This window comes from Lacrimispora algidixylanolytica, assembly GCF_003609635.1.
In the GTDB taxonomy this organism is placed as follows: domain Bacteria; phylum Bacillota; class Clostridia; order Lachnospirales; family Lachnospiraceae; genus Lacrimispora; species Lacrimispora algidixylanolytica.
The window spans coordinates 1-26,225 of sequence record NZ_MCIA01000031.1 but is presented as its reverse complement, the minus strand read 5'-3'; the positions used below and the strand labels follow the sequence as shown (position 1 = coordinate 26,225).

Annotated in this window: 25 protein-coding genes and 1 pseudogene; 14 read left to right on the top strand and 12 right to left on the bottom strand. The window is 40.1% G+C overall.

Features of this window, described 5'->3' with window-relative positions; all coding sequences use genetic code 11:
* Positions 1 to 195: 195 nt before the first annotated feature.
* From BET01_RS15220 to BET01_RS15200, 5 genes are all read right to left on the bottom strand, one after another.
* On the bottom strand, positions 196 to 1,770 hold the full coding sequence (locus tag BET01_RS15220) for a DUF5605 domain-containing protein (protein ID WP_120197668.1): 1,575 nt from the start codon (positions 1,768 to 1,770) through the stop codon (positions 196 to 198).
* Between the two features lie 135 nt (positions 1,771 to 1,905).
* Positions 1,906 to 2,790 carry a carbohydrate ABC transporter permease gene (locus BET01_RS15215; RefSeq protein ID WP_120197667.1) on the bottom strand — a complete coding sequence of 295 codons (885 nt, stop codon included), beginning with the start codon at positions 2,788 to 2,790 and terminating at the stop codon, positions 1,906 to 1,908.
* Between the two features lies 1 nt (position 2,791).
* On the bottom strand, positions 2,792 to 3,613 hold the full coding sequence (locus tag BET01_RS15210) for a carbohydrate ABC transporter permease (RefSeq protein ID WP_334295071.1): 822 nt from the start codon (positions 3,611 to 3,613) through the stop codon (positions 2,792 to 2,794).
* 133 nt (positions 3,614 to 3,746) lie between these two features.
* Positions 3,747 to 5,102 (bottom strand): ABC transporter substrate-binding protein, encoded by a 1,356-nt coding sequence (locus tag BET01_RS15205; RefSeq protein WP_120197665.1) that lies wholly within the window; start codon positions 5,100 to 5,102, stop codon positions 3,747 to 3,749.
* 50 nt (positions 5,103 to 5,152) lie between these two features.
* The gene (locus BET01_RS15200; RefSeq protein ID WP_120197664.1) at positions 5,153 to 7,117 is read right to left on the bottom strand and encodes an alpha-glucuronidase; all 1,965 of its coding nucleotides are present in this window, start codon (positions 7,115 to 7,117) and stop codon (positions 5,153 to 5,155) included.
* 305 nt (positions 7,118 to 7,422) lie between these two features.
* Between BET01_RS15200 and BET01_RS15195 the strand changes: the two genes are divergently transcribed.
* The 3 genes from BET01_RS15195 (at position 7,423) to BET01_RS15185 (ending at position 10,062) form a co-directional block, all read left to right on the top strand.
* Positions 7,423 to 8,235, top strand: coding sequence for an AraC family transcriptional regulator (locus BET01_RS15195; protein ID WP_120197663.1), 813 nt, complete (start codon positions 7,423 to 7,425; stop codon positions 8,233 to 8,235).
* A 13-nt stretch (positions 8,236 to 8,248) separates the two neighbouring features.
* Positions 8,249 to 8,842: a P-loop NTPase family protein gene (locus BET01_RS15190; RefSeq protein ID WP_120197662.1), complete on the top strand. Its 594-nt coding sequence runs from the start codon at positions 8,249 to 8,251 to the stop codon at positions 8,840 to 8,842.
* Between the two features lie 125 nt (positions 8,843 to 8,967).
* The gene (locus BET01_RS15185; RefSeq protein ID WP_207667635.1) at positions 8,968 to 10,062 is read left to right on the top strand and encodes a Gfo/Idh/MocA family protein; all 1,095 of its coding nucleotides are present in this window, start codon (positions 8,968 to 8,970) and stop codon (positions 10,060 to 10,062) included.
* A 145-nt stretch (positions 10,063 to 10,207) separates the two neighbouring features.
* Here the strand turns inward: BET01_RS15185 and BET01_RS15180 are convergent, their stop codons facing one another.
* On the bottom strand, positions 10,208 to 10,540 hold the full coding sequence (locus tag BET01_RS15180; protein WP_120197661.1) for a winged helix-turn-helix transcriptional regulator: 333 nt from the start codon (positions 10,538 to 10,540) through the stop codon (positions 10,208 to 10,210).
* A 122-nt stretch (positions 10,541 to 10,662) separates the two neighbouring features.
* Here BET01_RS15180 and BET01_RS15175 point away from each other — a divergent pair, with 122 nt between their 5' ends.
* Complete coding sequence (locus BET01_RS15175; RefSeq protein WP_120197660.1) at positions 10,663 to 11,229, top strand: flavodoxin family protein; 567 nt, start codon at positions 10,663 to 10,665, stop codon at positions 11,227 to 11,229.
* Between the two features lie 344 nt (positions 11,230 to 11,573).
* Positions 11,574 to 11,795 carry a sulfurtransferase TusA family protein gene (locus BET01_RS15165; protein WP_120197658.1) on the top strand — a complete coding sequence of 74 codons (222 nt, stop codon included), beginning with the start codon at positions 11,574 to 11,576 and terminating at the stop codon, positions 11,793 to 11,795.
* Here BET01_RS15165 and BET01_RS15160 read toward each other — a convergent pair.
* Entirely contained in the window at positions 11,785 to 12,684 is a 900-nt protein-coding gene (locus BET01_RS15160) for a LysR family transcriptional regulator (protein ID WP_120197657.1), read from the bottom strand. The genes BET01_RS15165 and BET01_RS15160 overlap by 11 nt on opposite strands.
* 242 nt (positions 12,685 to 12,926) lie before the next feature.
* On the opposite strand from BET01_RS15160, the gene BET01_RS15155 reads away from it, so the two are divergent.
* From BET01_RS15155 to BET01_RS15140, 4 genes are all read left to right on the top strand, one after another.
* Positions 12,927 to 13,619, top strand: a complete 693-nt coding sequence (locus BET01_RS15155; RefSeq protein ID WP_120197656.1) for a YeeE/YedE thiosulfate transporter family protein — start codon at positions 12,927 to 12,929, stop codon at positions 13,617 to 13,619.
* Positions 13,620 to 13,644: 25 nt separating this feature from the next.
* Positions 13,645 to 13,872 carry a sulfurtransferase TusA family protein gene (locus tag BET01_RS15150; RefSeq protein ID WP_120197655.1) on the top strand — a complete coding sequence of 76 codons (228 nt, stop codon included), beginning with the start codon at positions 13,645 to 13,647 and terminating at the stop codon, positions 13,870 to 13,872.
* Between the two features lie 29 nt (positions 13,873 to 13,901).
* Positions 13,902 to 14,450: a YeeE/YedE thiosulfate transporter family protein gene (locus tag BET01_RS15145; RefSeq protein ID WP_207667634.1), complete on the top strand. Its 549-nt coding sequence runs from the start codon at positions 13,902 to 13,904 to the stop codon at positions 14,448 to 14,450.
* An 81-nt stretch (positions 14,451 to 14,531) separates the two neighbouring features.
* On the top strand, positions 14,532 to 15,752 hold the full coding sequence (locus BET01_RS15140; protein WP_120197654.1) for an FAD-dependent oxidoreductase: 1,221 nt from the start codon (positions 14,532 to 14,534) through the stop codon (positions 15,750 to 15,752).
* Between the two features lie 77 nt (positions 15,753 to 15,829).
* Here BET01_RS15140 and BET01_RS15135 read toward each other — a convergent pair whose 3' ends face one another.
* From BET01_RS15135 to BET01_RS15120, 4 genes are all read right to left on the bottom strand, one after another.
* Positions 15,830 to 16,135: a hypothetical protein gene (locus BET01_RS15135; protein WP_120197653.1), complete on the bottom strand. Its 306-nt coding sequence runs from the start codon at positions 16,133 to 16,135 to the stop codon at positions 15,830 to 15,832.
* Positions 16,136 to 16,170: 35 nt separating this feature from the next.
* Positions 16,171 to 18,690, bottom strand: a complete 2,520-nt coding sequence (locus BET01_RS15130; RefSeq protein ID WP_120197652.1) for a glycosyltransferase family 2 protein — start codon at positions 18,688 to 18,690, stop codon at positions 16,171 to 16,173.
* Between the two features lie 138 nt (positions 18,691 to 18,828).
* Complete coding sequence (locus BET01_RS15125; RefSeq protein ID WP_120197651.1) at positions 18,829 to 19,767, bottom strand: FAD:protein FMN transferase; 939 nt, start codon at positions 19,765 to 19,767, stop codon at positions 18,829 to 18,831.
* A gap of 1 nt (position 19,768) precedes the next feature.
* Entirely contained in the window at positions 19,769 to 20,707 is a 939-nt protein-coding gene (locus BET01_RS15120; RefSeq protein ID WP_120197650.1) for a LysR family transcriptional regulator, read from the bottom strand.
* Positions 20,708 to 20,881: 174 nt separating this feature from the next.
* On the opposite strand from BET01_RS15120, the gene BET01_RS15115 reads away from it, so the two are divergent.
* From BET01_RS15115 to BET01_RS15095, 5 genes are all read left to right on the top strand, one after another.
* Complete coding sequence (locus tag BET01_RS15115) at positions 20,882 to 21,481, top strand: NADPH-dependent FMN reductase (RefSeq protein ID WP_120197649.1); 600 nt, start codon at positions 20,882 to 20,884, stop codon at positions 21,479 to 21,481.
* 13 nt (positions 21,482 to 21,494) lie between these two features.
* Complete coding sequence (locus tag BET01_RS15110) at positions 21,495 to 23,918, top strand: flavocytochrome c (protein ID WP_120197648.1); 2,424 nt, start codon at positions 21,495 to 21,497, stop codon at positions 23,916 to 23,918.
* Between the two features lie 135 nt (positions 23,919 to 24,053).
* On the top strand, positions 24,054 to 24,482 hold the full coding sequence (locus BET01_RS15105; protein ID WP_147422822.1) for a MarR family winged helix-turn-helix transcriptional regulator: 429 nt from the start codon (positions 24,054 to 24,056) through the stop codon (positions 24,480 to 24,482).
* Positions 24,483 to 24,494: 12 nt separating this feature from the next.
* Positions 24,495 to 25,061, top strand: coding sequence for a flavin reductase family protein (locus BET01_RS15100; RefSeq protein ID WP_120197646.1), 567 nt, complete (start codon positions 24,495 to 24,497; stop codon positions 25,059 to 25,061).
* Positions 25,062 to 25,510: 449 nt separating this feature from the next.
* A complete protein-coding gene (locus tag BET01_RS15095) occupies positions 25,511 to 25,843 on the top strand; it encodes a hypothetical protein (protein WP_120197645.1) in 333 nt (110 codons plus the stop codon).
* 33 nt (positions 25,844 to 25,876) lie between these two features.
* On the opposite strand, the pseudogene BET01_RS22565 reads toward BET01_RS15095, so the two are convergent.
* A pseudogene (locus BET01_RS22565) lies at positions 25,877 to 26,104 on the bottom strand (SdpI family protein); the annotation flags it as partial.
* Between the last annotated feature and the right edge of the window lie 121 nt (positions 26,105 to 26,225).

The window sequence follows — 26,225 nt, the reverse complement described above, 5'->3', positions numbered from 1 at the left end:
CTAAAGTTTGACCAAATACGAGATGAGGTCGTCACACTGGGAATGGATTGTATGCAGAAAAAGGATTTTCTAATCAACAACCTTTTGTAAGTTATGGACAATCTGGATAATCGTCTATCTACTGATTGCAGTGGGATAGGCGATTATCCTATTTTGATAAAAGGTTATAAAATTTGGAATGACGGAAATTTTCAGTCAGCGGCTATTTTGGGATAGTCCCGCCCTCTTTACTCTAATTGCCATAAAAGCTCTGCCTGGGAGTGTGATATTAAATTTTCCTTTAAAGGGCCCTCGGGGTTCTATGGTCATATTCCAGGAATCAATGACCTCTACCTCATATTCGTTCTTATCATCAAAATAAAGAGTCCGGAAGGAAGGACGCATAAAGCTGTAATAGAATAAATAATAATCCTTTATTGGCTCATCTTTTTGTTCCTCTGGAACTCCGCAAATCTCATCCCAGCCGCATTTCTCATAAGGCATCAAACCATAGCCCGGAGTTTCCAGCATGATATCATGAAGGAATTGAAACCGCTTCCAGCTTTCTCCTTTCAGTTTCCCACCGTGAGACCACCACAGAATATTATCATCACTCATAAAGCACTCACTATGTCCGGGATACCCACCTCGCAAGGCTGCTTCCCAGAATCGCCTTAACATTTCTTCCCCGCTTATATTTCCCCAGCCATGCTGGATATTTCCTTCATAAGCGATTTCATCTAAAACCACTGGTTTCCCAAACTGTGTTCTCCACTCATTGACCAGCTCCGATGTTTTATAGAGCTCTTGTCTTTGGATGCTGCAGTGGGTGATCCAGGAACGAGTATGATCGTAGAAGGCAAAGCAATTATGAATGGAACGTAAATGATGATAGGGATCCTTCTCGCAAATAATGGATGCGTAACGCTCCCAGTCATCAATAGACTTTTCTGGAAGTAAATCATATTCATTTGCTAAGGACCACCATACGTTATGGAAGGCGGCAAAGCGTGCAATCACATAATTCCAATAAAGATCATCCTGTTCCTTTGTCATCTGGGAAAATCCCCATCGGTCATAAGGGTGCATGACAATAAGATCGGCCTCTATTCCTCGCTTGCCCAGTTCATAAATACATGTTTCTATATGGGTAAAATGTTGCGGATTAAATCTTGTAAAGTCCCAATCATTCCCCTTTTTAAGATTTCCAAGGGAAGCAGTGTAATCATTGAAATTATCACTGGTCAACACACTGCTGTCAATGGGAGTTCCCTCATAGGGGTAAGACCTTGGTTCACCCAGATTATAATCATAATGTTTTGGAAACACACAAAAACGAATTTTATTAAATCCAGCCACGGAAAGGCTCTCCAGGGTCTGCGCAATCAGCTCATCTGACTGCAGCTCCCATACATAACATGTAGTCCCAATGGAATAATATTTGGTTCCATCCTCATAAGAAAAATGATATTTATTTACCACGCGAACCGGACCATGATTTGATTTTCTGGCCTCCGATACCACAAATTCACCCTTAATATCGTCTGTGCCATCCTTCAAAAAGCTTTCTGAGATTAAAAACGTATACTCCCCTTCATAAGAAGGCATAAAGCGTACTTTGTATACACCATCTCCATCATAAAATCCGTCAGCATAAATGTGTTCATGTTCCCCCTTAAAACAACCTTTTATATTGTAATCAGTAAAAGGATTTCCCTCTGTTTTTCCCTTGAGTTCCACTTCAAATACATCCCATTTTGCAACCTGTCGTTTATAAATAACGTCCAACATTTTTCTCCTATTCTATCATGGTAATAAATGGTATCTTTCTATCAGTGAAATAATGACTACTTAGTGAATTGAAAAAATGGCTCTACGCTGTAAGAAAGCGAGAGCCAAGTATTTTATTCCTTAATGTACCTTATATTATCCTTTAACTCCTGAAGAGGTTACGCCTTCCACAAAATACTTCTGTGCGGAGAAGAAGAGAACCAATGCTGGCACAAGAGCTAAGAAAGACATGGCGAGGATCTGATTCCACTCCACGATTCCGCTGCTTTGGTCAATGGACATTTTTAAGGCCAGGGCGACGGGGTACTTCGCCAGACTGGTCACGTAGATCAGTGGCCCTAAGAAGTCATTGAAACTCCATACAAACTGAAAGATAATACAGCTTATAAGTGCTGGTTTCAAGGCAGGCAATAAAATCATGATAAGAACCTGGAAGGAATTGCACCCATCAATGGTTGCGGCTTCATCCAAATACATTGGAATGGAGCGTAAAAACTGAATCAACATGAAAACGAAAAAAGGTTCGTTGGCAAAGATAGTCGGTGCTACAAGTGGTACATAAGTATCCAACAGTCCTAATTGTTTCCACAAAAGATAAAGAGGAATTCTAGTTACCACTGCAGGAAGAAACATGGTTGCCATTAAAATAGAGAAAAAGATCTTTTTAAATGGAAACTGGAATCTCGCAAAGCCATAGGCCACCAAAGTGCTGGATAAGAGACAGAAGAGGATCTTAGGTATTACAAACATAAAGGTATTCATAAAAAATGTTGTAAACGTATACTTCGTTCTTGTTTTCCAGCCTTCAATATAAGGTGTAAAATCTATTCGCTTTGGTATGAAGTTTACAGAGGTAAAAATCTCATTGTTTGTCTTAAACGTTGCGCCCACCAGCCATAGAATGGGATAAATCATGACAATCGCCACAAGGGTCAAAACGATGTAACGGACAATGGAGCCTGCCATCTGCTGTTGCTGTCTGCGGCGTTCTATTTTGCTGAATTTATATGTTTTTTCCATTTTAGTTACCTCCGTCAGAATAAAATACCCATTTATTCTGTGTGGCGAAAAGAACCAGCGTCACAGATACAATGATGAGAAACAGGATCCAGCTGGCCGCACTTGCATATCCCATATTAAAAAACTTAAAGGCATTGTCATAAATGAACATGGAGGTAAGATACGTTGAATTTAGGGGGCCCCTGCCTGTTACCAGATATGGACCGTTAAACTCCTGGAATGCATTGACTAGCTGCATAACCAGGTTGAAAAAGATGGTAGGTGTTATAAGTGGAATGGTAATTTTAAAGAAAGAGTGAAATTTTGTTGCGCCATCTACACTGGCGGCCTCGTAAAGGTCAGAAGGAACATCCTTTAACGCTGCAAGGAAAATCAACATGGCAGAACCAAACTGCCATACTTTTAGAATAACGATTATGCTCATGGCACCCGTAGGAGATGAAAGCCAAGGCACTGGCTGACCGCCGAACATACCGATAAAACGGTTTACAAAGCCATCCTGCTGAAATAAAAACCGCCATAAGACAGCTACGGCAACGTTGCCGCCAAGCAAGGAAGGAATATAATAAGCAGTGCGATAAAAATTAATCAATTTCAGTTTAAAGTTTAAAATATACGCAATAAATAAAGCGAATGTAAGCTGCAAAGGCACCGTGAACACCGTGTATTTTAAGGTGGCAACCAGTGTGCTTATGAAATCCTTATCTTTGAAAAGATTCGTGTAGTTCGTCAAACCGATAAAGTTTGGTTCTCTTACTAAATTGTAATCGGAAAAACTGATAACAAGTGCATTGATAAATGGATACAGAGTAAGAAAAACCATTCCAATTAACCATGGAAGAATATATACAAGTCCTATTTTACTGTGTCTCAAGAAGCTTCCCCCTTTTACCCATGTATTGCAGGAGAAGATAGGTCCTCACCTGCAATACATTCAAATGGATTTTAATTATGAATTATTTTCCGTACTGCTGTTTTAACTTTGCTACCTGTTCAGTTGTGGCATCAAAGATTGCTTTTGCTGTTTCATCTAAGGTACTCTGACCAAATTCAAATTTCTCGTAATTTGTATCATAGGCATTGGTGAAAATAGAATTTTCAAAAATAGGAGAGTTGTTGATAACTTTTGCATCTTTTGTAAAATCGTAAGCCTGTTTTACAGCGCCCTCGATCTGTTTATCTTCTTCTAAAGATGCTTTTGCTGCCTTTGAAGCTACCATACCACGGGTGGAACCCATGAGCTTTGTGCCTTCTTTGTCATTTAAGATATACTGTAAGAATTCAGCTGCTTCCTTTGGATGTTTGGAATCCTTTGAGATTGCAAGAGTCAAAGATGGTTTTGCCATGGTACCTTCAAACTTTGCTCCTTCAATAACTGGAAGTGGAGCCACGATCAGCTCGTCACCTTTATCTGCAAGGGTTTTAGCATTGGAAGCAATTCCACCGGTCCACTCCAGTACGCCAAGATAACCACCGCTAATGAACTTAGGATTCTGAGCAATGGAAACAGGATCGTTGCCTACATTCTCAATATAATCTTTTCTAGAACAGAATACATGAGCATCGGATAAATCCTTATACCATGCCAGCGCTTCTTTATAATCATCTAAGGTGTAGTTCATGCTTAAATCATCTGCAAACTCGCCTTTTCCTGTTTTCTGCTGTAAGTAATACGTTGCAGCAAAGCGGAACGTAGGGCTTACGATTAAATATGTATTTGGGTCTTTCTCTGTAATGATTTTTGCAGCAGCTTTGTATTCCTCAAAGGTTTTTGGGATCTCTTTAATTCCAGCACGGTCAAAGGCAGATTTATTTAAATATACGCCCAATGTATTCTGTCCGTAAGGAATGGCCTGCATCTTACCATTGCTTTTACCAAACTCTAAAAATCCAGTGTCATATTGGGTAAAATCAAAGGTATCTTTTATCTGGTCCAGATCATAAAAACCGTCGCCTTTTGGGCTGTACTGTAAGATCCAAGGATAGTTGACTGTCATGACATCTGCTGCAGTACCACCAGCATAACGGGTAGCAAAGGTCTCTTCCAGGTTGCCAAATCCTGATGGCTCGCCTGTTACCTTGATCTTTCCTTCATGAGCTGCATTAAATGCATCAATTGCCTTTTGTGTTGCCTGATGACGGTCATCATTGCCCCACCAGGAAAAGCTTAATTCTACTGGTTCGTCACTGCCTTTTGCCTTGGAATCACCACTGGCTGATGTGTTGCTTGAGCCACCCCCGCAGCCTGCCAGCGTAAGACTTGCAGCCAATGCAGCTGCACACATAAAACTTGTTTTTTTCCACTTCCTCATTACGATACCTCTCTTTACTATTCTTTCATTGCTATATCCAATTAACAATGTTAATCAAATATCCTTCTGCCTTTTTCATCCGGTATTCCGGATTTGCGATAAAAATAAGTATTTACCTGATCTCGCCAGTTCACTGCATGTTTCTCCTGCTGTATGAGACGTTCTTTAACATTTTCATAGGCCTCTTCCTCTATAAACTCTTTGAGGCCATCCCAGATAACCTGATATTCCAGGACCCTTTCAACCCCTTGGAAATGGGTATCATAGATGTGCTGAATCACTGTCTTTCCAGAATGCAGTACATGGGTGTAGAGCACATGGTGAAAGAAGAGCAAAAGCTCATCGGGACAGGTTGAAATACAATCGTATTCCTCACAGCGTTCCTTGGAATACTGTTTGGTATAGCCAGTTCCTGTGGCAATGGTCCTGTCTCGTCCCACGCCGTCTCTATCGGCATAATGGTACGTACCCCACTTGTCATACTCATACCCATCCACATCTGGTCCATAATGGAGGGAGGGCCTGCACATAAATCCCACCGAAAGTGGGCAGGTGTAATCTTCATAGGTATCTCTGGAAGTAGTAAGAATGGAGCAAATCTTATCAAGGTGTGGTTTTTCTAAGTCAAAGGTTAGTTTTGTCCATTCCTCTGCAATTTCCTGAGAGGATAATTCATTGTTCCAGATGAGCCTGCCATAACCGTAGAGATTAGCCTGGGCCAATTTGTTGCCTGTCCAGTTGCGGTCCATTCCTACGTTTACCACTGCGGCAATGCCGGAATTGCTCTGATTTGGTGAGTTTTTCCGAACCGCTGATTTCACAAGGCTTTTGCCATCGTATTTGGTATCAAAGTCCAGCACCTCTTTCCACATGGGAATGAGATAGCAGACATCCTTTTGATGGCCGGTATATTCCTGGGTAATCTGAAATTCCAGGATGTGATTGGTTTTTTTCATTGATCCAAACAAAGGAGAGACTGGCTCTCTGATTTGAAAATCAATAGGTCCATTTTTGATTTGCAGAATTGCATTATCTTCAAAGCGCCCGTCTAAATCTTTGAATATGTCATAAGCCGCCCTGGCCCTGTCAAGATTTCTATCTCGCCAGTCCTGGGTGCAGTCATAAACAAAGCAGCGCCAGATAACAAGTCCACCAAAGGGTTTGATTGCTTTTGCCAGCATGTTTGCCCCTTCGTCGTGATTCCTGCCGTAAGTAAATGGTCCTGGTTCGCCTTCCGAATCGGCTTTTACTAAAAAGCCTCCAAAGTTAGGAATGATGCGGTATATCTCTCCAATTACTTCCTTCCACCAGGTCTCTACTTCAAGAGAAAGAGGATCGGCGGTGGTTAAGTTTCCTACGATCATAGGAGCTGCAAAATTAATGGAGAGAAAGGTCTTTATTCCGTAGGAAGAAAATATCTCTACGATTTTTTTGATTTCTTTTAAGGATTCTTCTTTAATAAAGAAGCTTTCTAGTTTATGTACATTGACGTTGTTAATGGATATGGCATTTAATCCAACAGAGGCCAAAAGTCTGGCATACTGCCCGATGAGTTCCATGTCTCCACGAAAGGTATTCTGATCATAAAAGATAGAGCTTCCAGCGTACCCTCGTTCAATGGAACCGTCAAAATTATCCCAGTGATTCACCATACGGATATTTTGATCTGGCACAGACTGGTAAGGAAATGTAACATCATCTCCAGTCAGCAGCAAACGGTACAAGCCAAACATTCCAAAGAGGAGTCCCTCATGAGAGTTACTTACTACCTCATAGCCCTGTGTTGCTTGTTCAATTCGATAGCCATCCTGATTAAGAGCTGTTTCCTCAATGATAGAAAAAACGATAGAAGCTTCTGGTTTGTTAGAATATGAGATTCCTTCAAACAGCAGTGGCATCTCACGCTCCATGGTGGTAAGGAAAGGCGAATCTTTTGAGTGATCAATATACCAGGTCGATATCCCGGGGCTTTGCACTTCTTTCGTAAGCCAGCACAAATCTCTTGTCTCAAACATGTTGTGAAATCCTCCTAATGATTGGTACTATTTTCTTATAAAGCTACAGACATCCCGGAAATGTCTTTTCGTTTGTCTTCCAATATTCAAATTGCATAAAATATTGTCGAATGAAGAGTGAAACTATGTACATTATATCAACGCAAACCAGGGAATTGAATGAATTTATCAAAGGTAATTTGTACTTTTTAAAGATTATTTTCGATTCGCATAACTCAGTTGCTAAAATTTGGGTCTTAATTTATAATAGTATTAACCCAAAACAAACGAGTTTACGCGGTTTTTGTCGATAAGGAGTGCTTATTATGGATTTGGATTTTAATAATATGATTCCAGAACTTCATTATTACATACACAGAAAGTGTACGGTCAATTGGAAAATAGAAGCGGGTATTACCCCATTTATTGATATCACCTATGTCATTAAAGGCAGGGCGAAGTATATGATAGGCGATAAGGAATACACCGTTAAAAAGGGAGATTTACTTTGTATCCCCAAGAAAACTTACCGTGCGGCGACCAATATTCCAGAAGACTTAATGGAGTGTTACGTGGTCAATTTTTTCCTCAGCGATTTAAAGGGACAGGATGTATCTCTGCCTTTTCCCATTATTAGCCACATTGGAATTATCCCTAGACTCATTACGCTGTTTCATGATATTCATGGGGAATGGATGCAGCGTGATTTTGGATACATGCTAAAGGTGAGGGCTAATATGTGCCTCATACTTTATCAGGCTTCCAATCTTCTTTTAAATGAAAAGCGAATCAGTCAAGATGATCCACGCATTAAAAACAGCATTCAATTTATGAGCAGCCATTATTCAGAGCCAGCCTTGACCATAGATAAGCTGGCAAAACAGTTTGATCTCCATCCTGTTTATTATGGCAGTTTGTTTCAGCAGACCACTGGTATGACCTTTAAACAGTATTTAACCTCTCTTCGCCTAAATTATGCGGAAAGCATGTTGAAAAGCGGAGAATACGGGGTCAGTGAGGTTGCATTGCAATGTGGATTTTCTGATATTTTTTATTTCAGCAGACTATTTAAGAAAAAGAAAGGAATTCCTCCTTCGGAGTTATTTCCGGAAAAGGGGAAAGGATTAGAAATAGATTAGGGGGAAGAAAAAAATGAGGTATAAGGTGATTCATATCTACGGGGCTTCCGGATCAGGTACATCAACTTTAGGCGAAGAGATCTCAAAGAGATACGATTATTTTCATATGGATACGGATGATTATTACTGGTTGCCAACAGACCCCAGATTCAGTAAGAAACGAAGTATTGAGGAGAGACTTTTCTTGATGAAACGGGATATCAAAGCTCATGACGCAGTGGTCATAACAGGCTCGTTGGTTGATTGGGGTGATGAGCTTATTCCATATTTTGATTTAGCAATCCGAGTGGTGACAGATCAAAGCGTTCGTCTAGAACGGATTCATATGCGGGAAAAGGAGCGATTTGGGCCCAGAATTGAAACAGGGGGCGACATGTTTGAACAACATGTGGAGTTTATGAACTGGGCGGCTAAGTATGATACCGGTGATGTTTCCATGCGCAGTAAGGCAAACCATGATGAATGGCAGAAGCGATTAATGTGCAGGCAGATTGAAGTGGATGGGGGGAAGCCGATGGAGGAAATTATGAAAGCCATTAGAGCGCCCACCTCAACGGATAAAAATACAGAGAACAGTGTCATCAGGGAAGAGTACTTTGCAAAATAAGTTACCAATTGAAAAAGGCGGGTTACGACCAGATTATCACAGAGCGGACGGAGTATTACGACAAAGCGTTTGCCGGGAAATAAGATAGACCCAAAAGCGGGGTACAGATGAAAGGAGATAAAGGGATGGAAATGGGGAAAGATGGCATGAATTATGCACCAAAGGGGAAACCACAGCCAGTGGTTGAAAAAGGTGTCTTTTGCATTGCGGCTGTGGCACTGGATCACGGTCATATTTATGGTATGTGTAATGGTTTAACAGAAGCAGGGGCAAAACTTAAGTGGGTTTACGACCCGGATCCTAAAAAGATAGCTGATTTCATAAAAGCATTTCCCCAGGTCCAGGTGGCAGAAAGTGAAGAAGAGGTGCTTCTTGATCCTGAAGTTATGCTGGTATGCTCGGCTGCCAAGACCAGCTTGCGCTCTGCGCTGGGAATTCGGGTCATGAAGGCTGGAAAGGATTATTTTACAGATAAAGCCCCTCTTACTTCCCTAGAACAGCTTGCCTCGGTAAAAGAGGTAATTAAGCAGACGGGAAGGAAATACATGGTCTATTACAGTGAGAGGATTCATGTGGAGGCAGCCGTTTTTGCTGGTCAACTCATAGACCAGGGAGCCATTGGAACCCCCATTCATATAGATGGATTTGGTCCTCACAGGGTAGGAGATCCAAAAAGCAGGCCGGATTGGTTTTATCAAAAGGAAACATACGGCGGAATCCTTTGTGACATCGGAAGCCACCAGATCGAACAGTTCCTATATTACTGCGGCGTAAAAGATGCAAAAGTCCAGTACTCCCAAGTGGGAAACTTTAGTCACCCAGATTACCCGGAATTGGAGGATTTTGGTGATGCCGTGCTCTTGGGGGATAATGGAGCGACTCAGCATTTCCGGGTAGATTGGCTGACTCCCAAAGGGCTTTCTACCTGGGGGGACGGAAGAACCTTTATTCTTGGTACTAAGGGCTATATCGAGCTTCGTAAATACGTTAATGTCGGAACAGGAGACGGCAGTTCAAACCACGTGTTCCTTATCAATGATGAAGGAGAGCAGCATTTTGAAGTCACGGGAAAGGTGGGATATCCCTTCTTTGGGCAGTTGATCTTGGACTGCATCAACCGGACGGAATATGCCATGACTCAGGAGCATGCGCTAAAAGCGGCTGAGCTGTGCGTTAGGGCAGAAAATCAGGCGATCACCATAAAAGAGGCAGAGAGGTAGCGCCTACATTAAACCACGCAGTGCACTACATTGATATACTAAACTGGATGGAAGGAAGTTTTCAAACCACATTATCTTCTTCATCAGGCGACATAGTGAAAAAGATAGTGTGGATTTTTGCATAATCAGTCTGAGATCCAGCAGCTTAGTCTTTGTTTTCCTCCCCCCATGTACACATAGCATCAAGTATGGAAATGAGAGATCTTCCTCGCTCAGTCAAACTATATTCCACCTTGGGTGGTATCTGGGGGTACTCTTCACGGTGAACCAGACCGTCGGCTTCCATTTCTTTTAAAGTTAAACTCAGTGTCTTGTAAGAAATTGAGTTAATATACTTTTTCATCTGATTAAATCGTACAATATCAAATTCCATGAGGCAATATAAAATCACCATCTTGTATTTTCCATTAATGAGGGACAAGGTGTACATAAATCCACTATTTTCAAGATCAGAGCTTGATATACTTTTAAGATCCATTTTCACTCTCCTTAAGGTTAGTATACTACATGAATGTGCGTACTTGACCTAATACACATACTTGGTTAAATTATAATATATATGATAACTTAAGTCAATTTTGTAAAAAAAGGAGATATGATATGGGCGGTAAAATTGTGGTATTAAACGGAAGTCCCCGAAAAAATGGAAATACGTCTTTATTGGTAGAAGAATTTGTCAAAGGGGCAAGAGAATCAGGAAACACGGTGACCACGTTCTTTTTGGATCATATGAATATCCATGGCTGTAAAGGTTGTTTTAGAGGCGGAAAAAATCCTGCTATACCATGTGTCCAAAAGGATGATATGGAAGAAATATATCCAGTATATAAGGAGGCTGATATCGTTGTGCTGGCTTCTCCTTTGTATTATTGGAGCTGGAGCGGACAGCTAAAAACTGCCTTTGACCGTCTGTATGCAATCGAAGAATGTGATCCGAATTACGATAACATTCGTAAAGAAAGTATCCTGCTGATGGCAGCAGCGGACCATGATTTTGATGAAATTCTTAACTATTATCACAATCTTCTAAATCATATCCACTGGTCAAGTTTAGGAGACGTACTTGCGGGTGGTGTGATGCAGCTAGGCGATATTAAGGGTCATGAAATGCTTACAAAAGCATATGAGCTGGGCAAATCAATTAATGTAAATAACCCTGTGAGTTAATAGATGGATTCAGATATTTGAGCAGCTAACGTTAGCCCCATAAAATAGTTCTGACGAAAGGAATAGTAAATTATGAAAACGGTCATAAAGTAACAAAATTTGAGGTTGCAAAAAAGAAAATAGGGGGTTGCCGTGCGCCGGGGACTCAGACGTATTTGACGGGATCATACATACCTATAACAGCCTCATGCATTACCTGAAGGTGAATGATGTTGAGATCCTTACAGTTCCAAATGTAAATGCAAAAGGTGATATCTTAAAAACGGATGCATTAGCCAAAGCAGAACTTCTGGGGGCAAGATATTGATTGGTTTAATCTATAAAAATCAAAAGGAGGTCGTTTCATGAAAAAAATAGATTGCCTTGGTGAAATATGCCCGGTTCCTGTCATGAAACTGAAATCTGTTATGAAGTCCATACAAAGCGGAGAAGATTACTTGCTGATTACAGACCATAGCTGTACCATAAAGAACCTGGAGTCTTTTTGCAAAGCCAACCATCTAAAATATTGTTCGGATGAAGTGATGAATGGTGTATGGGAAATTACCGTTACGGCTAGCAAATAGTCTCTTTTAATACTCGTTCCATATAATTGATTAGCTTTGATGATTCGCTTCGAATCGGGACTTGACTGCTATGACGAATGGAATAATACCCGTTTTCAAATTCCAGGCATGGGCAGTCAATGATCCTAAGCTGCTTATGGTAAAGCTCCTTTTTCATTGCCATATAAGGAAGAAATGCCAGACCGAATCCATTGATAGCAGACAGCTTTATGGATTCGGTGGATTCTAGGGTATAAGGAATGTGGAGCCGGTTGATCTGGATTCCATTTTGGCTCAGCACCTTATCGATGAGCTGTCTGGTCTTTTGAGTCTTTACAAGCATAAGAAGAGGATAACGGTAAAGATCCTCACAGGATAGGGATTCTGGAATCTCCATCTTCTCCCCAGCGACCAGGAAAAAACGGTCGGAAAACACCTTTTTGAATGAAAGGCTTTTATTCTTTGGTTTCCCAATGATAATCCCCATATCCGCATAACCCTTTGCAATTTTTTCCTCAATCTGGCTGCTGGACATAACCTCCATCTGAAGCGTGTATTGAGGATAGCTGTTCTTTACATGAAACATGGTGCAGGGAAGGGCGTAGGAATAGACACAGGGATTTGCAATGATATGTATAATTTTATTCTGGTTTTGAGCATTGGCAATATCAAGGAACATTCTGTCGTAGGCTGTTACCATCTCAATGGCCCGCTGATATACAATGGAGCCAGCTTGAGTGGGGATCACACCACTATAATTACGCTCAAAAAGAAGGGAGCCGATTTCCTGCTCCATGACCCTAAGCTGTTGACTTAGTGCAGACTGGCTGATATTCATTTGTTCCGCGGCCTTTGAGATACTGCCTGATTCCACGATCTTTAGAAACATCTTTAGATTCTGAATATTCATTTTAACCGCCTTTCTAATAAAGATCTAACACAATCCATGTAGGTACAGTTCCCGAAAAAATATTGATATGATTATATCAAAAATAAGAACCAGTGACCAGTATTATCCACTTTATGGGGTATAAGGATATCTTATACCCCATAAAAATGTTGATTAACTGAAAAATGACGAATGTGTTATAATCAGAAACGTAGATTGTTATATTATTATCAAACTAGGCCATAGCAGAGGGGAGGATTTAAGTGTCAGAGACCAACATAGGTACCTCATCAGGTACCCAAAGAGCACGTAAGCAAAGAAAGCCAAAGAAGAGCCAGATTCCATATGCCATTTTGCTTACCGCACTCATCATTGCTTTTGGATTTTACTTGGGGCGGGGGAACAATCAGCTTCCGGTTTATTGGGGATTTGGAATTGCGTTTGGTTATATCTTGCAAAGATCCAGATTTTGTTTTACAGCAGCATTCCGTGACCCGTGCATTACTGGAAGCACATCCGTAACGAGGGCAGTTCTTGTGGCGGTTGCATTATCAAGTGTGGGATTTTGGGCAATCAAGTATGCCAGTGTATTAAAAGAAGCAGAAACCAATCTAAATATGGCAGGTGTATCTCCAATCGGATTGCCACTAGCATTGGGGGCAGTATTGTTTGGAATTGGTATGGTAATTGCAGGCGGCTGTGCATCGGGAACGCTGATGCGTGTAGGAGAAGGGTTTCTCATGCAGATGTTAGTACTGGTATTTTTCATAGCAGGTTCTGCCTGGGGCGCTCATGATATGGGCTTTTGGGGAAAATTCAATGAGAATGCGCCCAAAATATATTTGCCCGATGTGTTTGGCTGGTTCGGAGCAATCCTGGTACAGGGAATCATTATTGTTCTGCTTTACATAGCGGCTGCGAAATGGCAGGAAAAGAAGATGGGTACCATGGAATAATTGAAAAGGAAAAGGAGATTAAAAAATGGCTGAATTTACATTAGATTGTTTGGGAGAGGCTTGTCCAGTTCCCTTAATGAAAACAGAGAAAAAAATAGGCGAACTGTCCGTAGGAGATGTGCTTGTGGTTTCTATTGATCATAGCTGTGCCATGAAGAACGTGCCAGAATGGGCGAGAAAGCAGGGACACAATGTTGAAATCGAAGAAGTGGATGACGGAGAATGGGAAATCATTATTGAGAAAACAAAGTAAATGACTGCTGTGAAAGTAGGTGAATCAATTTGAAAGAGTTCTTTATTAAACTGGGCGACCATCCGATTTACAAGAAACTGCTAAAGGAACCTTTGACCTATGTGACAGGAGCTGTTTTACTTGCAGTGTTCCAGATCGCTCATTTCAACGTATTTGAAAAAGGCTGGGGAGTAACTAGTACCTTTGCAGTCTGGGGAACCTGGATCTACAATGCCCTTGGAGGTGATGCCAGCGGCTGGGCCTACTATGCGCCCGAGAAAATGCAAAAGGAGTTATATACCAGCTTTCTTGTTGATGGAGGTTCCATCAGAAATCTTGGAATCATTATAGGAGCTTTGGCTGCCACGTTATTTGCCTCTCAGTTTAAGATTAAAAAGATTAAGACCTTGCGGCAGGTAGTAGCAGCGATTCTAGGTGGTCTTTTCATGGGATACGGCGCTAGACTTGCAAATGGCTGTAACATTGGAGCCTTATTTACGGCAATTGCTTCTTTTTCCTTATCTGGTTGGGTGTTTGGAGCCTTTCTTTTGGTGGGTGCGTTTATTGGAAGTAAACTGCTTGCAAAATACTTTATGTAAAGACTGGAGCAATCGTTTTGATTGCTCCAAAATTTATGTATATACGGGCAAAACAGAGTGATTTTGAAAGGAAAGATTACAATGGAAAAGAAGACAGAGCAATATGATGTTGTCATCATAGGAGGCGGAGCAGCCAGCTTGACTGCCGGCATCTACTGTGGGAGAGCAAAGCTAAAAACTTTGATTATAGAAAAAACTCTGGTGGGCGGTCTTGCCACATACACCAATGAAATTGAAAATTATCCAGGTTTCCCTGATGGAGCCACTGGACTTGGTCTTATGGATTTGTTTCATAAGCAGGCAAAAAAGTTTGGTGTGGATTTTAAATTAACGGATGTAAAGGCGGTATCCTTAGAAGGTGATATCAAAAAGGTGGAAACCTTCCGGAATGTTTATGAGGCAAAGGCTGTCATCATCGGAAGTGGTGGAAAACCTCGTCTTACAGGTGCAAGAAACGAGGAGCGTTATCTCTATGATAAGGGAATCTCCTTTTGTGCAACCTGTGACGCAGCCGCTAACTCCGGTAAAACAGTGATGGTAATTGGCAGTGGGGATGCAGCCATTGAAGAAGGAATGTTTTTAACCAAGTTTGCAGATAAAGTGATTGTCTCAGTCATGCATGACAATGGTAAAATGGATTGCAATGAGATTGCAAAGGCTCAGGCCCTTTCAAATCCCAAGATGGAGTTTCTATGGAATACTGTTGTAGATAGCTTTGAAGGAGACGAAAGGCTGAATACCGTGATATTAAAGAATGTAAAGACAGGGGAAGCCCTTCCGGTGCAGGTAGACAGTTGCTTTCTATTCATCGGATATCTGCCAAACACGGAATTATTTCAGGGAGTTCTTACTATGAACCGAGGTGGATATTTAATCACCAATGAACGGATGGAAACCAACCTACCAGGAGTCTATGCCATAGGAGATGTGAGGGATAAATTCTTAAAGCAGGTTGCAACCGCAGTGGGAGATGGGGCTGTTGCAGGTTATGGAGCAGAGAGGTATCTTTCTGAATCTGAAGTTTTCAAGAAGCAGGTCATGAATGAAGGGAACCCGTCTTTGGTTTATATTTATAACGGAGTTGATACATATTCCAGAGAGCTTCTGCCATTGTTTAAAGACTTTGAGCAAAGCCACAGTGAAGTCCGGGTATCTTGTATTGATATTTATAAATCAGATGGTATTGCAAAAAGGCTTGGTGTTGACGAAGGGCCTTGTGCCCTTTGGATTAAGGATAATCAAATTCAGGAAAAATTAGAAGGTGAAATTACGCCTGTTGAGATTAATCGCATTTGTAGATAAAACAAGGTCCGCCCCAAAACTGACTTAAGAAAGACACAAGTCAGTTTCTGGGCGGACCTCAATATGCCATTTCCCATTTAAGCAATAAAATAATTAATTAGAAAAGTTCCTAATCCTAAAACAGCAAAAAGACTGATATATAGAAGTTGCTTGATTTTATCATTCTTGTCACCAGATTTTAGAACCCCTATAAAAAGGGTAATATAATAGTAAAGAAACATGAAAGCAATAGCCAAAGAACCACAAAGAATCCTAAATTGTATGTCTAGGCTTACATCATTTCTCCATTCTGCAAAACGAAAGCATTGAAATATAAACGCTTCTAAAAGAAATGGTGCGGTAATTGGAATCTGAGGCAGTTTCAATCCATCTTTTTTATTCATAACATTCCCCCCTAATTTATATCATCACAACCGAACTAAACAGCATACTTGCTCAGCTCAATTAGTAATTCTGGATCAAAAGCAATTAAGTCTCCTTGAATCCGTCGAACCAACTCGTCAATTTCATCCGTATCATTATCCGTAAGCTCGTATATAACCTGCTCCCCCTGGAGTCGGTTAATAATCTCATCTATTTCATCTACCTGACCTAAGGTAGCATCCCCTCCATAAAAAGCTATATCCGAAGTAGGAGTCTGAACGGGAGGAAGTTCATGAGGAATCAATCCATATTTCTTTCCGTCTGTAATCTCTGCCAAAATCTTATCAATGAGTGCCCCTGTTACCAGGTCTTTTATATTCACCACTTCTAAAAGTTCTTCTTCGGAATTATTTATGTATTTCCCCGTTCGTTTCAGCAAGAGGGAAGTGCCTGCTGGAGTAGTAAACGTATAGGTCTCTTCCATACTTTTCTCAGTTTGAAAGTCAACCGCAGAGAAATAAAGGTAATTAAAGCTTAATAGACGGCAACTGGATCCATCAGAAAAAACCACCAGCTTATCAAGCATGATTCGAGGTTGCTTTCTTCTGTCATAGAAGGGCTGTGAGATTCTTTTTTGAATGTTTCTTAGTATGTCATCGTAGGCGGTGATCCACATATCCATCTGAATGGGAAGTGTGTGCGACCTGTCATAAATAATTTGCATATACTGGCGCTTATTGGCTTCATCTACTGGCGTGACAGTAGCAGAATACTGCCAACCGTCCCTGTGTTCCTTTACATAAGCAATTTTTCCAATAAGACATGCATTGTAAAGCGGTGTTGAAATCACAAGCTTGATGGTCTCATCTTCCGGAAGATACATGGGAGTCTTGGCCTTAAAAGCAACTCCATTTTCCGATACATCTACGGTCCTGGCTTCGTGACTTGTCTTATGGTACTGAACATTAATCTGTTCATTTGCCCGGATTCGTTCGTTGCTGCGGTAAGCAGGCCGTCCTAACATAAAGAACATGGCATATAACAGTGACACCATGTTGTGGATGATCCAGAAAATGATAATACTGCTGTAAAACAGTGCCCATCCGTATTTACCGTTTAAAAATCGCACCATGGCAGCAGCGGAAAGGAGGAGAAGCACTACATGAGGAATAACAAAGAGGGAAAAATGAAGACCTTTGTAATCCGTTTCCTTCTTCTTATTGGTTACTTTGAACTTTTTCTGACGTATGTGGAGGGATTCGAGAACTACAGGTACAATCAGATAAGGCATAAATATGGTGTCAATGATCTGACTCCATCTCTGGTTTCTGATATTACTTGATAAATACCGCATGGAAATGCTGTAAAAAAAGTACGCTGGAAGCCAAAAGATTATAATCTCTACAAAGCCAGTATTCACGATCTGAAAATCAAACAATGCAAACAGGATGGGAGAGAGAATAAATACCAGCCGGTTAAAAAAGGACCACCAATAGAGATAACTGTTTAAGTAAGTGATTTTTGATAAAAGAGGAAGCTTTGGAGTAAAGATGGCATGGGTGTTTTGTAGGCTCTGTATAATGCCTCTCGCCCAGCGGATTCTCTGCATTAGCATACTCTTTATGGTAGTGGTGGTAAGCCCGGCTGCCTGTATTTCATCGGTGGCATAGGTAATGTAGCCGGACTTTTGAAGCCTTATGCTGGTCTCGAAATCCTCAGTAATGGTTTGTACTGGAAAGCCGCCGATCTCTTCCATGGCCTTACGTAAAATCACGGTATTGCTGCCGGTATAGGCAATGGCATTGGAGGAGTTTCTCATGGTATTAATCTCTTTGGAGAAGAAATCCTGCTCGTTTGGAATGTTACCCTCTGCATACAGATTAAACTGAAATAAGTCAGGATTATAAAAGCTTTGGGGTGTCTGGATCAGACCGAGTTTTAAACGGTAATCTTTGTCCTCTACTCTGCGCGGTCTCCATGCCCCATTTTCCTTTGTAAAGTCTTTGAGAAAGAAATAGGGAATCGTTTTTAAAAGAAAGGTATGCTGGGGAATCATATCCGCATCAAAGGTGGCAACCAGTGGGGAAGAAGTATGTTCTAACGCATAGTTATAGTTTCCGGACTTAGCATGCTTATTACCGGAAAATCCAAGATATCCGATTTGAAAGTCATCGGCAAGCTTTTTGATTTCTTTCCGGTTTCCGTCATCACAAAGATAGATATGTACCTTGCTTTTATCTGGGTAGCTCATAAACGTACATGCATTTACCGTTTTATAAAGAAGATCCACCGACTCATTGTGAGTAGCAATGAAAACATCCACATCGGGATAGCAATCATCGGGAATATCGGGGCATTCCAGCCGATAGTGGTCCATCCTCATCTTCTGAAAGAAAAGTTCAAAGGTAGTAAATACGGTCATGATCTCAGCCAGTAGAAGCAAAGCTCCAAATATGACATTAAGCGCTCCTTCTTCAAAGGGCAGGGTAAAGAGGAGGCGCCAGCCAAGATAAATTGTCATTAATATGATAGTAATAAAAAATATGATGTTACGATTTCTTTCTTCTTTCTTCATTCAGATCCTTCTGTTCTTGAAATTGGTAGCGATTTCGTGGATTGTTGTCTTACCATCGCTCCTGGCAGATTCATTTCGCTAATATGTTATATTATAACAAAATTACCAAGTAATGCAAAGGAAATGAAGTGGGGGATATCACATGGTTAATGGCTCTATGTTTCCTATCAAATTATTTGTACAGGCGAGCCTACCATCCATCGTCATGACCACTGCACCCATATCCTTAATGTTGTTCACTCTTTGGATAATTGAGACAGCATCGAACCCAAACAATTTAGTCGTATAGATATCACAGTCTAAGGAGGTGTTAGCAATTATCGTTAAAGAAGCGATGTTACTTTCCATTGGATAACCTGTGTTGCTGTTAAATATATGATGGTATTTATTGCCTTCCTTTTCAAGTACTCTTTCATAGATTCCTGATGTTACAACGGATTGGTCCCTTATTTTCACAAGTGCTGCCGCATTTCCTCGTGGAAGAAACGGATTTTGTATTCCGACTTTCCAGTCACCACCATCAGATGGGGATTCTCCAGATACAAGAACATTGCCTCCCATATCTACCATAGCTGAGACGGCTCCATTTTCCTTAAATAACTCCATGACTTTATCAGCGAAATAACCCTTCGCTATGGCTCCAAGGTCAATCTCCATGCCTTCTTTTAAGAAATAGATGGTCTTTTTTTTGTCATCTAGTTGAATGTTTTCAGGCTTTAAAAGTTCCAGCACGTTCTCTATGGCTTCACGATCTGGTACATGTGCCTCGGTAAAGCCGATTCTCCATAACTTTATTAATGGGCCGATTGCTATATTTAAATATGAATTTTCGCATAGACTATGCTTTTTTCCTGTTTTTATCAGCTCATACAACTCCTCGTCCACCTTTTGTGGGGTGAATGCAGCCGCTTTTTTTAATAAGGCAAGCTGTGAGCTGTCACTATTGGCACTAAAGACTTCATTGTAATGAATGAGCATATCCTCAGCTCTTTTTGCCAGCTCTTTGGCACCTTCTCCCTTTATATATAGAGAGATTTTTGTTCCCATAAGATATATAATCTTAGTGTACTCATCCATTTCAGTCTCCTATATCAAATTGGTTTTGTCCATGTGTTAGAAAGGCATTGATTAAGTCATTATCCATACTGGTTAAAGTTCTTTCATTGTGATATGCGATAAAATAATCTAAGCTCAGCTCATCGATGGGAATTGGGTATATATTGTAGTCAGAAGGGCATTCTTTTACATAGACGCTTTCAGGTATAATGGTCAGTCCCAAATTACCTGTAGCAAGTTTCAGTATCGTATTTATTTCCGTGCTTTCCATTATAATTATAGGTTCCACCTTATAAACGTTTAATAGTTGATCGATCTGTTTTCTGATAGCAGAACCTTTGGAAGTCAGTACCAGCCTTTGACATAAGATTTTACTTATGTCGATGGAACCTTCTGGAATTATGGCTACATCCTTCTGATATAGATCACAGCAACGCGGTATCACAGCTCGGTATCTGTGTCTGCCCCAGTTAACTGAGTTTAAGTTTGGTGAAATATTTCTTGAGTTTTGTCCAATCCAAAAATCCAATTCGTTGTTTTGCGTGAGTCGCTCACTTTTTTCCGGTAAAACCTCGGTGAGTTCAATTCTGCAGTTTGGATTCATACCCAGAAAATCGGGTAAAAAGAGAGGTAAAAGGTAGGTGCCAAGGCTGGGCAGCACCCCTATCTTTATGACCGTTTTATCGATGTCAGATACATCTGATATCTCCCTAAGAAGCTTTGCATAGTTATTTTCTAATGAAGTCAAATACTGATAATATATTTTTCCTTGCTCGGTTAATCGATATGGCAGTTTGTTACGGGTTATCAGTTCACAGTTTAACTGGCTTTCCACCCTTTTAATAACCTGAGTCAAATAGGGTTGAGAAATATAAAGTGATTTAGCAGCTTTGCCATAATTGCTGTATTTTAGAATCGCATCAATATAATATAGGATATCTTGAGAGCCGATTTTTGACATTTCATTCCTTCCTTTGAGATAAAATTAACTTTTTATAAGGTTTTTTTTGATTATAACAAATTTGTTATCAAACTTCAATAAATTACTATTAGATTATATTCATGCAATATGTTAAAATAATATCAAACACATGATTGTTACTGTGAAAGCTTAATGTACAGGAAGGGGATTACTATGAAATATTTAGCAATCGTAGGCACTAATTCAGATGTGTCAACCAATCGCACGCTGCTTCAATTCATGCAAAAGCATTTTTCTAATGAGGCAGAAATTGAAGTATATGAAATTAAGGATTTACCTGCTTTTATGGAACCTGAGGATTCTGATATACCTGAAAAGGTAGCAGAATTATCGGATAAAATAAGTGACGCCGATGGAGTGATCATAGCAACCCCAGAGTATGATCATGCGATCCCAGCAGTTTTAAAGAGTGCTCTTGAATGGATTAGTTACACGAGTCAGGCACTAACAGACAAGCCTGTTTTAATTGTAGGGGCATCTCATGGTACGCTTGGTTCTTCCAGAGCACAGGCACATCTTAGACAGATTCTTGATTCCCCTGAGCTTGCAGCCAGAATCATGCCAAGCAGTGAGTTCCTTTTAGGAAAATCACAGAGTGCATTTGATCTTGCAGGTAATCTCATTTATATGGATAAGCTCTCAGAGCTTGATGAAATTTTCAGAGAGTTTGTTTTGTTTACAGATATCACATCCAAACTTCTGGAACAAAAAGCTTTGAATAAAAAAGAGAAAAAATACACTTGGCAAGAGTAGGAGGATTATTAAAATGAAATTTATAGCAATTGTTGGAACCAATGCAAAAAAATCTTATAATCGTAAACTCCTTCAGTTTATGAAAAAACACTTTGAGTCTAAGGTAGATATAGAATTACTTGAAATTACAGATGTTCCTATGTTTAATCAATCAGATAATCAGTCCTACGGTGAAGTATTACAGATGTTCAATGATAAGATTACCGCATGTGATGGTGTTATTATGGCTACTCCTGAATATAATCATTCCATCCCATCTGGTCTTAAAAGCTTGATTGAATGGTTAAGCTTTGATCTTCATCCACTTGCTGGCAAGCCAGTTATGATTGTTGGTGCTTCTCTTGGTAGTCAGGGTTCTTCGCGTGCACAGCTTCATCTTCGTCAAATCCTGGATGCACCAGGTGTGGATGCCAATGTAATGCCAGGATATGAGTTTTTACTTGGAAATGCAAGCAAAGCATTTGACGACGCTGGCAACCTTAACAGTGAAGGAACCATAGATTTCTTAGAGATCTGCTTCCTACGCTTTATGCGTTTTGCTAATGTTGCAAATCAGCTTAATGAGGAAGAGGAGTTTAGCTTTACCCCCGGTGAATACGAAGTTAATGCAATCGGTCACAGCGGAAATCTTCCAATGAAAGTATCCTTTAGTGAAAAACGAATCGAAAGTATTGATATAGATACCAAAGGTGAGACAGAAGGAATCGCTGATGTTGTTTTTGTAAGAATACCAGATAAAATCCTGGAAGGACAAACTCTAAATGTGGATGCGCTTTCTGGGGCATCTGAGACCAGCAATGGTGTTATCGATGGTGTAGCGAAGGCAGTGAAGCTTGCTGGAGTTAATCCTGATATCTTAAAGAGACGTCCAAAACCTGCTAGCAGCCGAAACAGAGAAGACGAAGAATATACTTGCGATGTAGTAGTTGTTGGTGGAGGTGGTGCTGGACTTAGTGCGGCTGCTACCGCGTTACAAAATGGTTCCAGTGCAATTGTTCTTGAAAAATATCCAGCAGTGGGTGGAAATACCATTCGTTCCGGTGGTCCTATCAATGCAGCAGATCCAGAGTGGCAGAGCAAGTTTAATGAAAATCCTGGAGAAAGACATACCATAGAGGGACTTGTAAATACAGATGAGAGCTTGATCCATTCCGAATATTTAGAGGATTTCCGTGCGCTTAAAAAAGAATTTGCTGCGTACCAGGAAAAGTTTGGCACACAAAAAGGTCATCTATTTGACTCTCCACTTCTTCACAGAATGCAGACATATTTTGGTGGAAAACGAACTGACTTAAATGGCAACTCCATTTACGGACAGTACGACCTGGTTAAAATCCTGACTGACAGAGCCTTAGAGAGCGTAAATTGGCTGGAGGAGATCGGTGTTGAGTATGATAAGAACGTCGTATTTGCTCCTGTTGGTGCACTTTGGCGTCGTGGCCATAAGCCTGTGAAAAGCTATGGTACTGCATTTATCGTTTCTCTTAAGAACTATGTAGAGGAGCACTCAGGAAAGATTATTACTGACAGCCCTGTAAAGGAATTTATTATAGAGAACGGTGAAATAAAAGGAGTGATAGCGACCGGTGTCAATGGCCAGAAGATTACCGTCCACGCAAAAGCAGTTGTACTTGCAAGTGGTGGTTTTGGTGCCAATACCAAGATGCTAAAGGAATATAATACCTACTGGAGTGAAATTGATGATAATATAAGAACGACCAATTCCTACGCGATGACGGGTGATGGGATCGTGCTTGGTAAAACGGTAGGAGCTGCGCTGACTGGAATGGGATTTACCCAGATGATGCCTGTATCCGATCCTGAAACAGGCGAACTATTCAGTGGAGTCCAGGTACCACCTGAAAACTTCGTGATTGTCAACAAAGAAGGCAAACGATTTATCAATGAATTTTCTGGACGTGATGTCTTAACAAAAGCTGCGATTGATCAGGGTGGTTTGTTCTACCTGATCGCTGATGATGAGATAAAGGAAACAGCAGCGAATACAAGTCAGGAAAAGTTAGACCGTCAGGTAGAAGCTGGTACTCTGTTTAGAGCTGATACCATAGAAGAACTGGCAGTAAAAGTAGGTATGGAGCCTGAGATCCTTAGAGATACCATTGATAAATATAATTCCTATGTAGATGCGGGATTTGATCCTGAGTTCCATAAGGATACATTTAGCTTAAAAGTGGTAAAAGCTCCATTTTATGCCACCCCTAGAAAGCCAGCCGTTCACCATACCATGGGTGGACTTAAGATTGATACGAAAACCCACGTATTAGACGAAAACGGCCAGCCAATTAAAAATCTTTATGCTGCTGGAGAAGTTGCTGGAGGTATCCATGCAGGTAACCGTCTTGGTGGTAATGCATTAACTGATATATTTACCTTCGGACGAATTGCTGGTAAGACTGCAGTCGATGAAATGAAATAGTGATAGGATACTCCTTTGAGAGTAGAGTAAAAATACCCTTGCCGGTTACGGCAAGGGTATTTTTCTTGACATAGATAGAACTATTTGGTACAATGGTCCCATAATGGGACCAAGAGAGGCGATGTGATAAACCGGATGAATGAAAAAGCAAAGCGTTTTTGCAGTATGCGGCAAGGCTTAGAAATGATCTATGATTCCTATGCCAGGTCTGTAGGGATTTCCTATACGACATTGTTTGTTTTGAATTTTATTAGTCAATATGAGGTATGTACACAGAAAATTATTTGTGAAAGAACAATGCTGCCGAAACAGACAGTAAATAATGTAGTTAAGAAGCTAGCAGAGCAGGGATATCTTCGATTAGAAGAAATACTTGGCAATAGCAAATCAAAGAAAATTCTATTTACTGAAAAAGGAAAAGAATATGCTGAGCCAATGATTAAGCATGTGCAGGATGCTGAAGATACTGCAATGGCACGATTATCTGAGAGCCATCAGGAAGAACTTCTTTGTATTATGGAACTATATGATCATGCATTTAGAAAAGCTATGAATGATAAGTAAGGAGAAAAAATTATGAGAAAAAATATTGGACCAAAATCTTATGTGGTACCACAACCGGTTTTTATTATTGCAGCGTATGACGAAAATGGAATTCCGGATGCCATGAATTCTGTATGGGGCGGTATTAGTAATGAAAAGGAAATTACAATCTGCATTAGTTCAGAACGAAAGACGTTAAAGAATATCATGCTGCATGGTGAATTCACCGTAAGCATGGCAGATGCATCTTTTGTTGAATCATGTGATTATGTTGGAATTGAAACCGCACATAAGGTTCCAGATAAATTTGCAAGAGCTGGATTTCATGCTATTAAGGCGGATTTTGTCAATGCACCACTGATTGAGGAACTTCCATTTGCGTTAGAGTGTAAAGTGAAAAGTTATGATGAAAAAGAATGGCGCATGATTGCTGAAATCGTGAACATCAGTGTTGATGAGAGAATATTGGATGAGAAAGGTGCTGTCAGTCTGGATAAATTTAGTCCGCTTGTGTTTGATTGGATGAGTAAGAATTACCATAAAATTGGAGATAAGGCAGGAAATGCTTTTCGGGATGGACTGAGTATTAAGAAAAAGTAGAAATCAGTTTGAATGGCATTCAAGAGGTGATGGGTTCGAATCACAAGCCAAATATTTACAAAGAGCCCAAAAAGAATGTTGGAAGTGTGCTTTTTAAGCACACCCCAACATTCAATATAGAACTTTTATTTCAAATATTAATTAAAAAATGAAGCAAAAGACCGAATTTGATGCAAAACATTATATATACAGGAACGAAACTTTGTTTCTTTGGAATTAACAATATCAATACTTCGATGACTTTCCAGATCCACCATTACTGTTCCGTATGTGTATCGTTTGAGGAAACTATTGTATTTTTTACCAGATGTTTTGTAATCTCTGCCAGAAGATATTTAAATAATCATAAGGCTTTGTTTTTAGTCCAGGGAACTTCCCTCCTAATCTCTCTCAGAGCCGTACATGAGCCCTATATTCATAATATTAAAAAAAGTACAAGGAAAGGGCTAATGATAATGATACATAAACCGATTAATCGAGTTATTATTAAAGTTTTTTTTATGCCAAACGCTAAAAATGTTTGTGGGGTGGCTAGAGGCATTATTAAAACAGTTAAACCTAATAATGCGAAGCCGGTACCCAGAAGTATGCTTCCAATCCACAATTTAGAAATAGTTAAAAATACAGCAGATACTAAAATTAAAATGAACGAAATAATATTACCAACCATAAAAAATGGTCTAGATCGGTCAAGGAATCGAAAAGAAGTTTGCGTTCTATTAACGCATTCGTTACTGCAGCAATCTACCAATTCTTTGTCTTTACCCGCAGTGATTGAATAAGGATGTTTTATTTGTTTATTACAATAGATACATTTACTCAATTCTTCCACCTACTTTATTGAATATTATATAAGAATAAAAGACTATGATGAGAATTGAAAGAAGTTCTCCAATAGTAACAACATAGATACAGTTGAACCCTTTTAAAAATAAAATCACTATAATTAAAATAATACTGCTAATGATTAAAAGCCAGCCCCCAAAACGGTGAGTTTTATGCCATACCTCTTCATTAGCCAATGTCCATTTTGTGCGAATCCCAAACCAACCATTTTATAGGTAATAAAGAAGCTTGTCTTTCTAGCTCATTAATTAACTTAGTTTTGAAATATACACCATCAATCAGAAAAGGATCAATCAAATCTATTTCACATCCAGATTC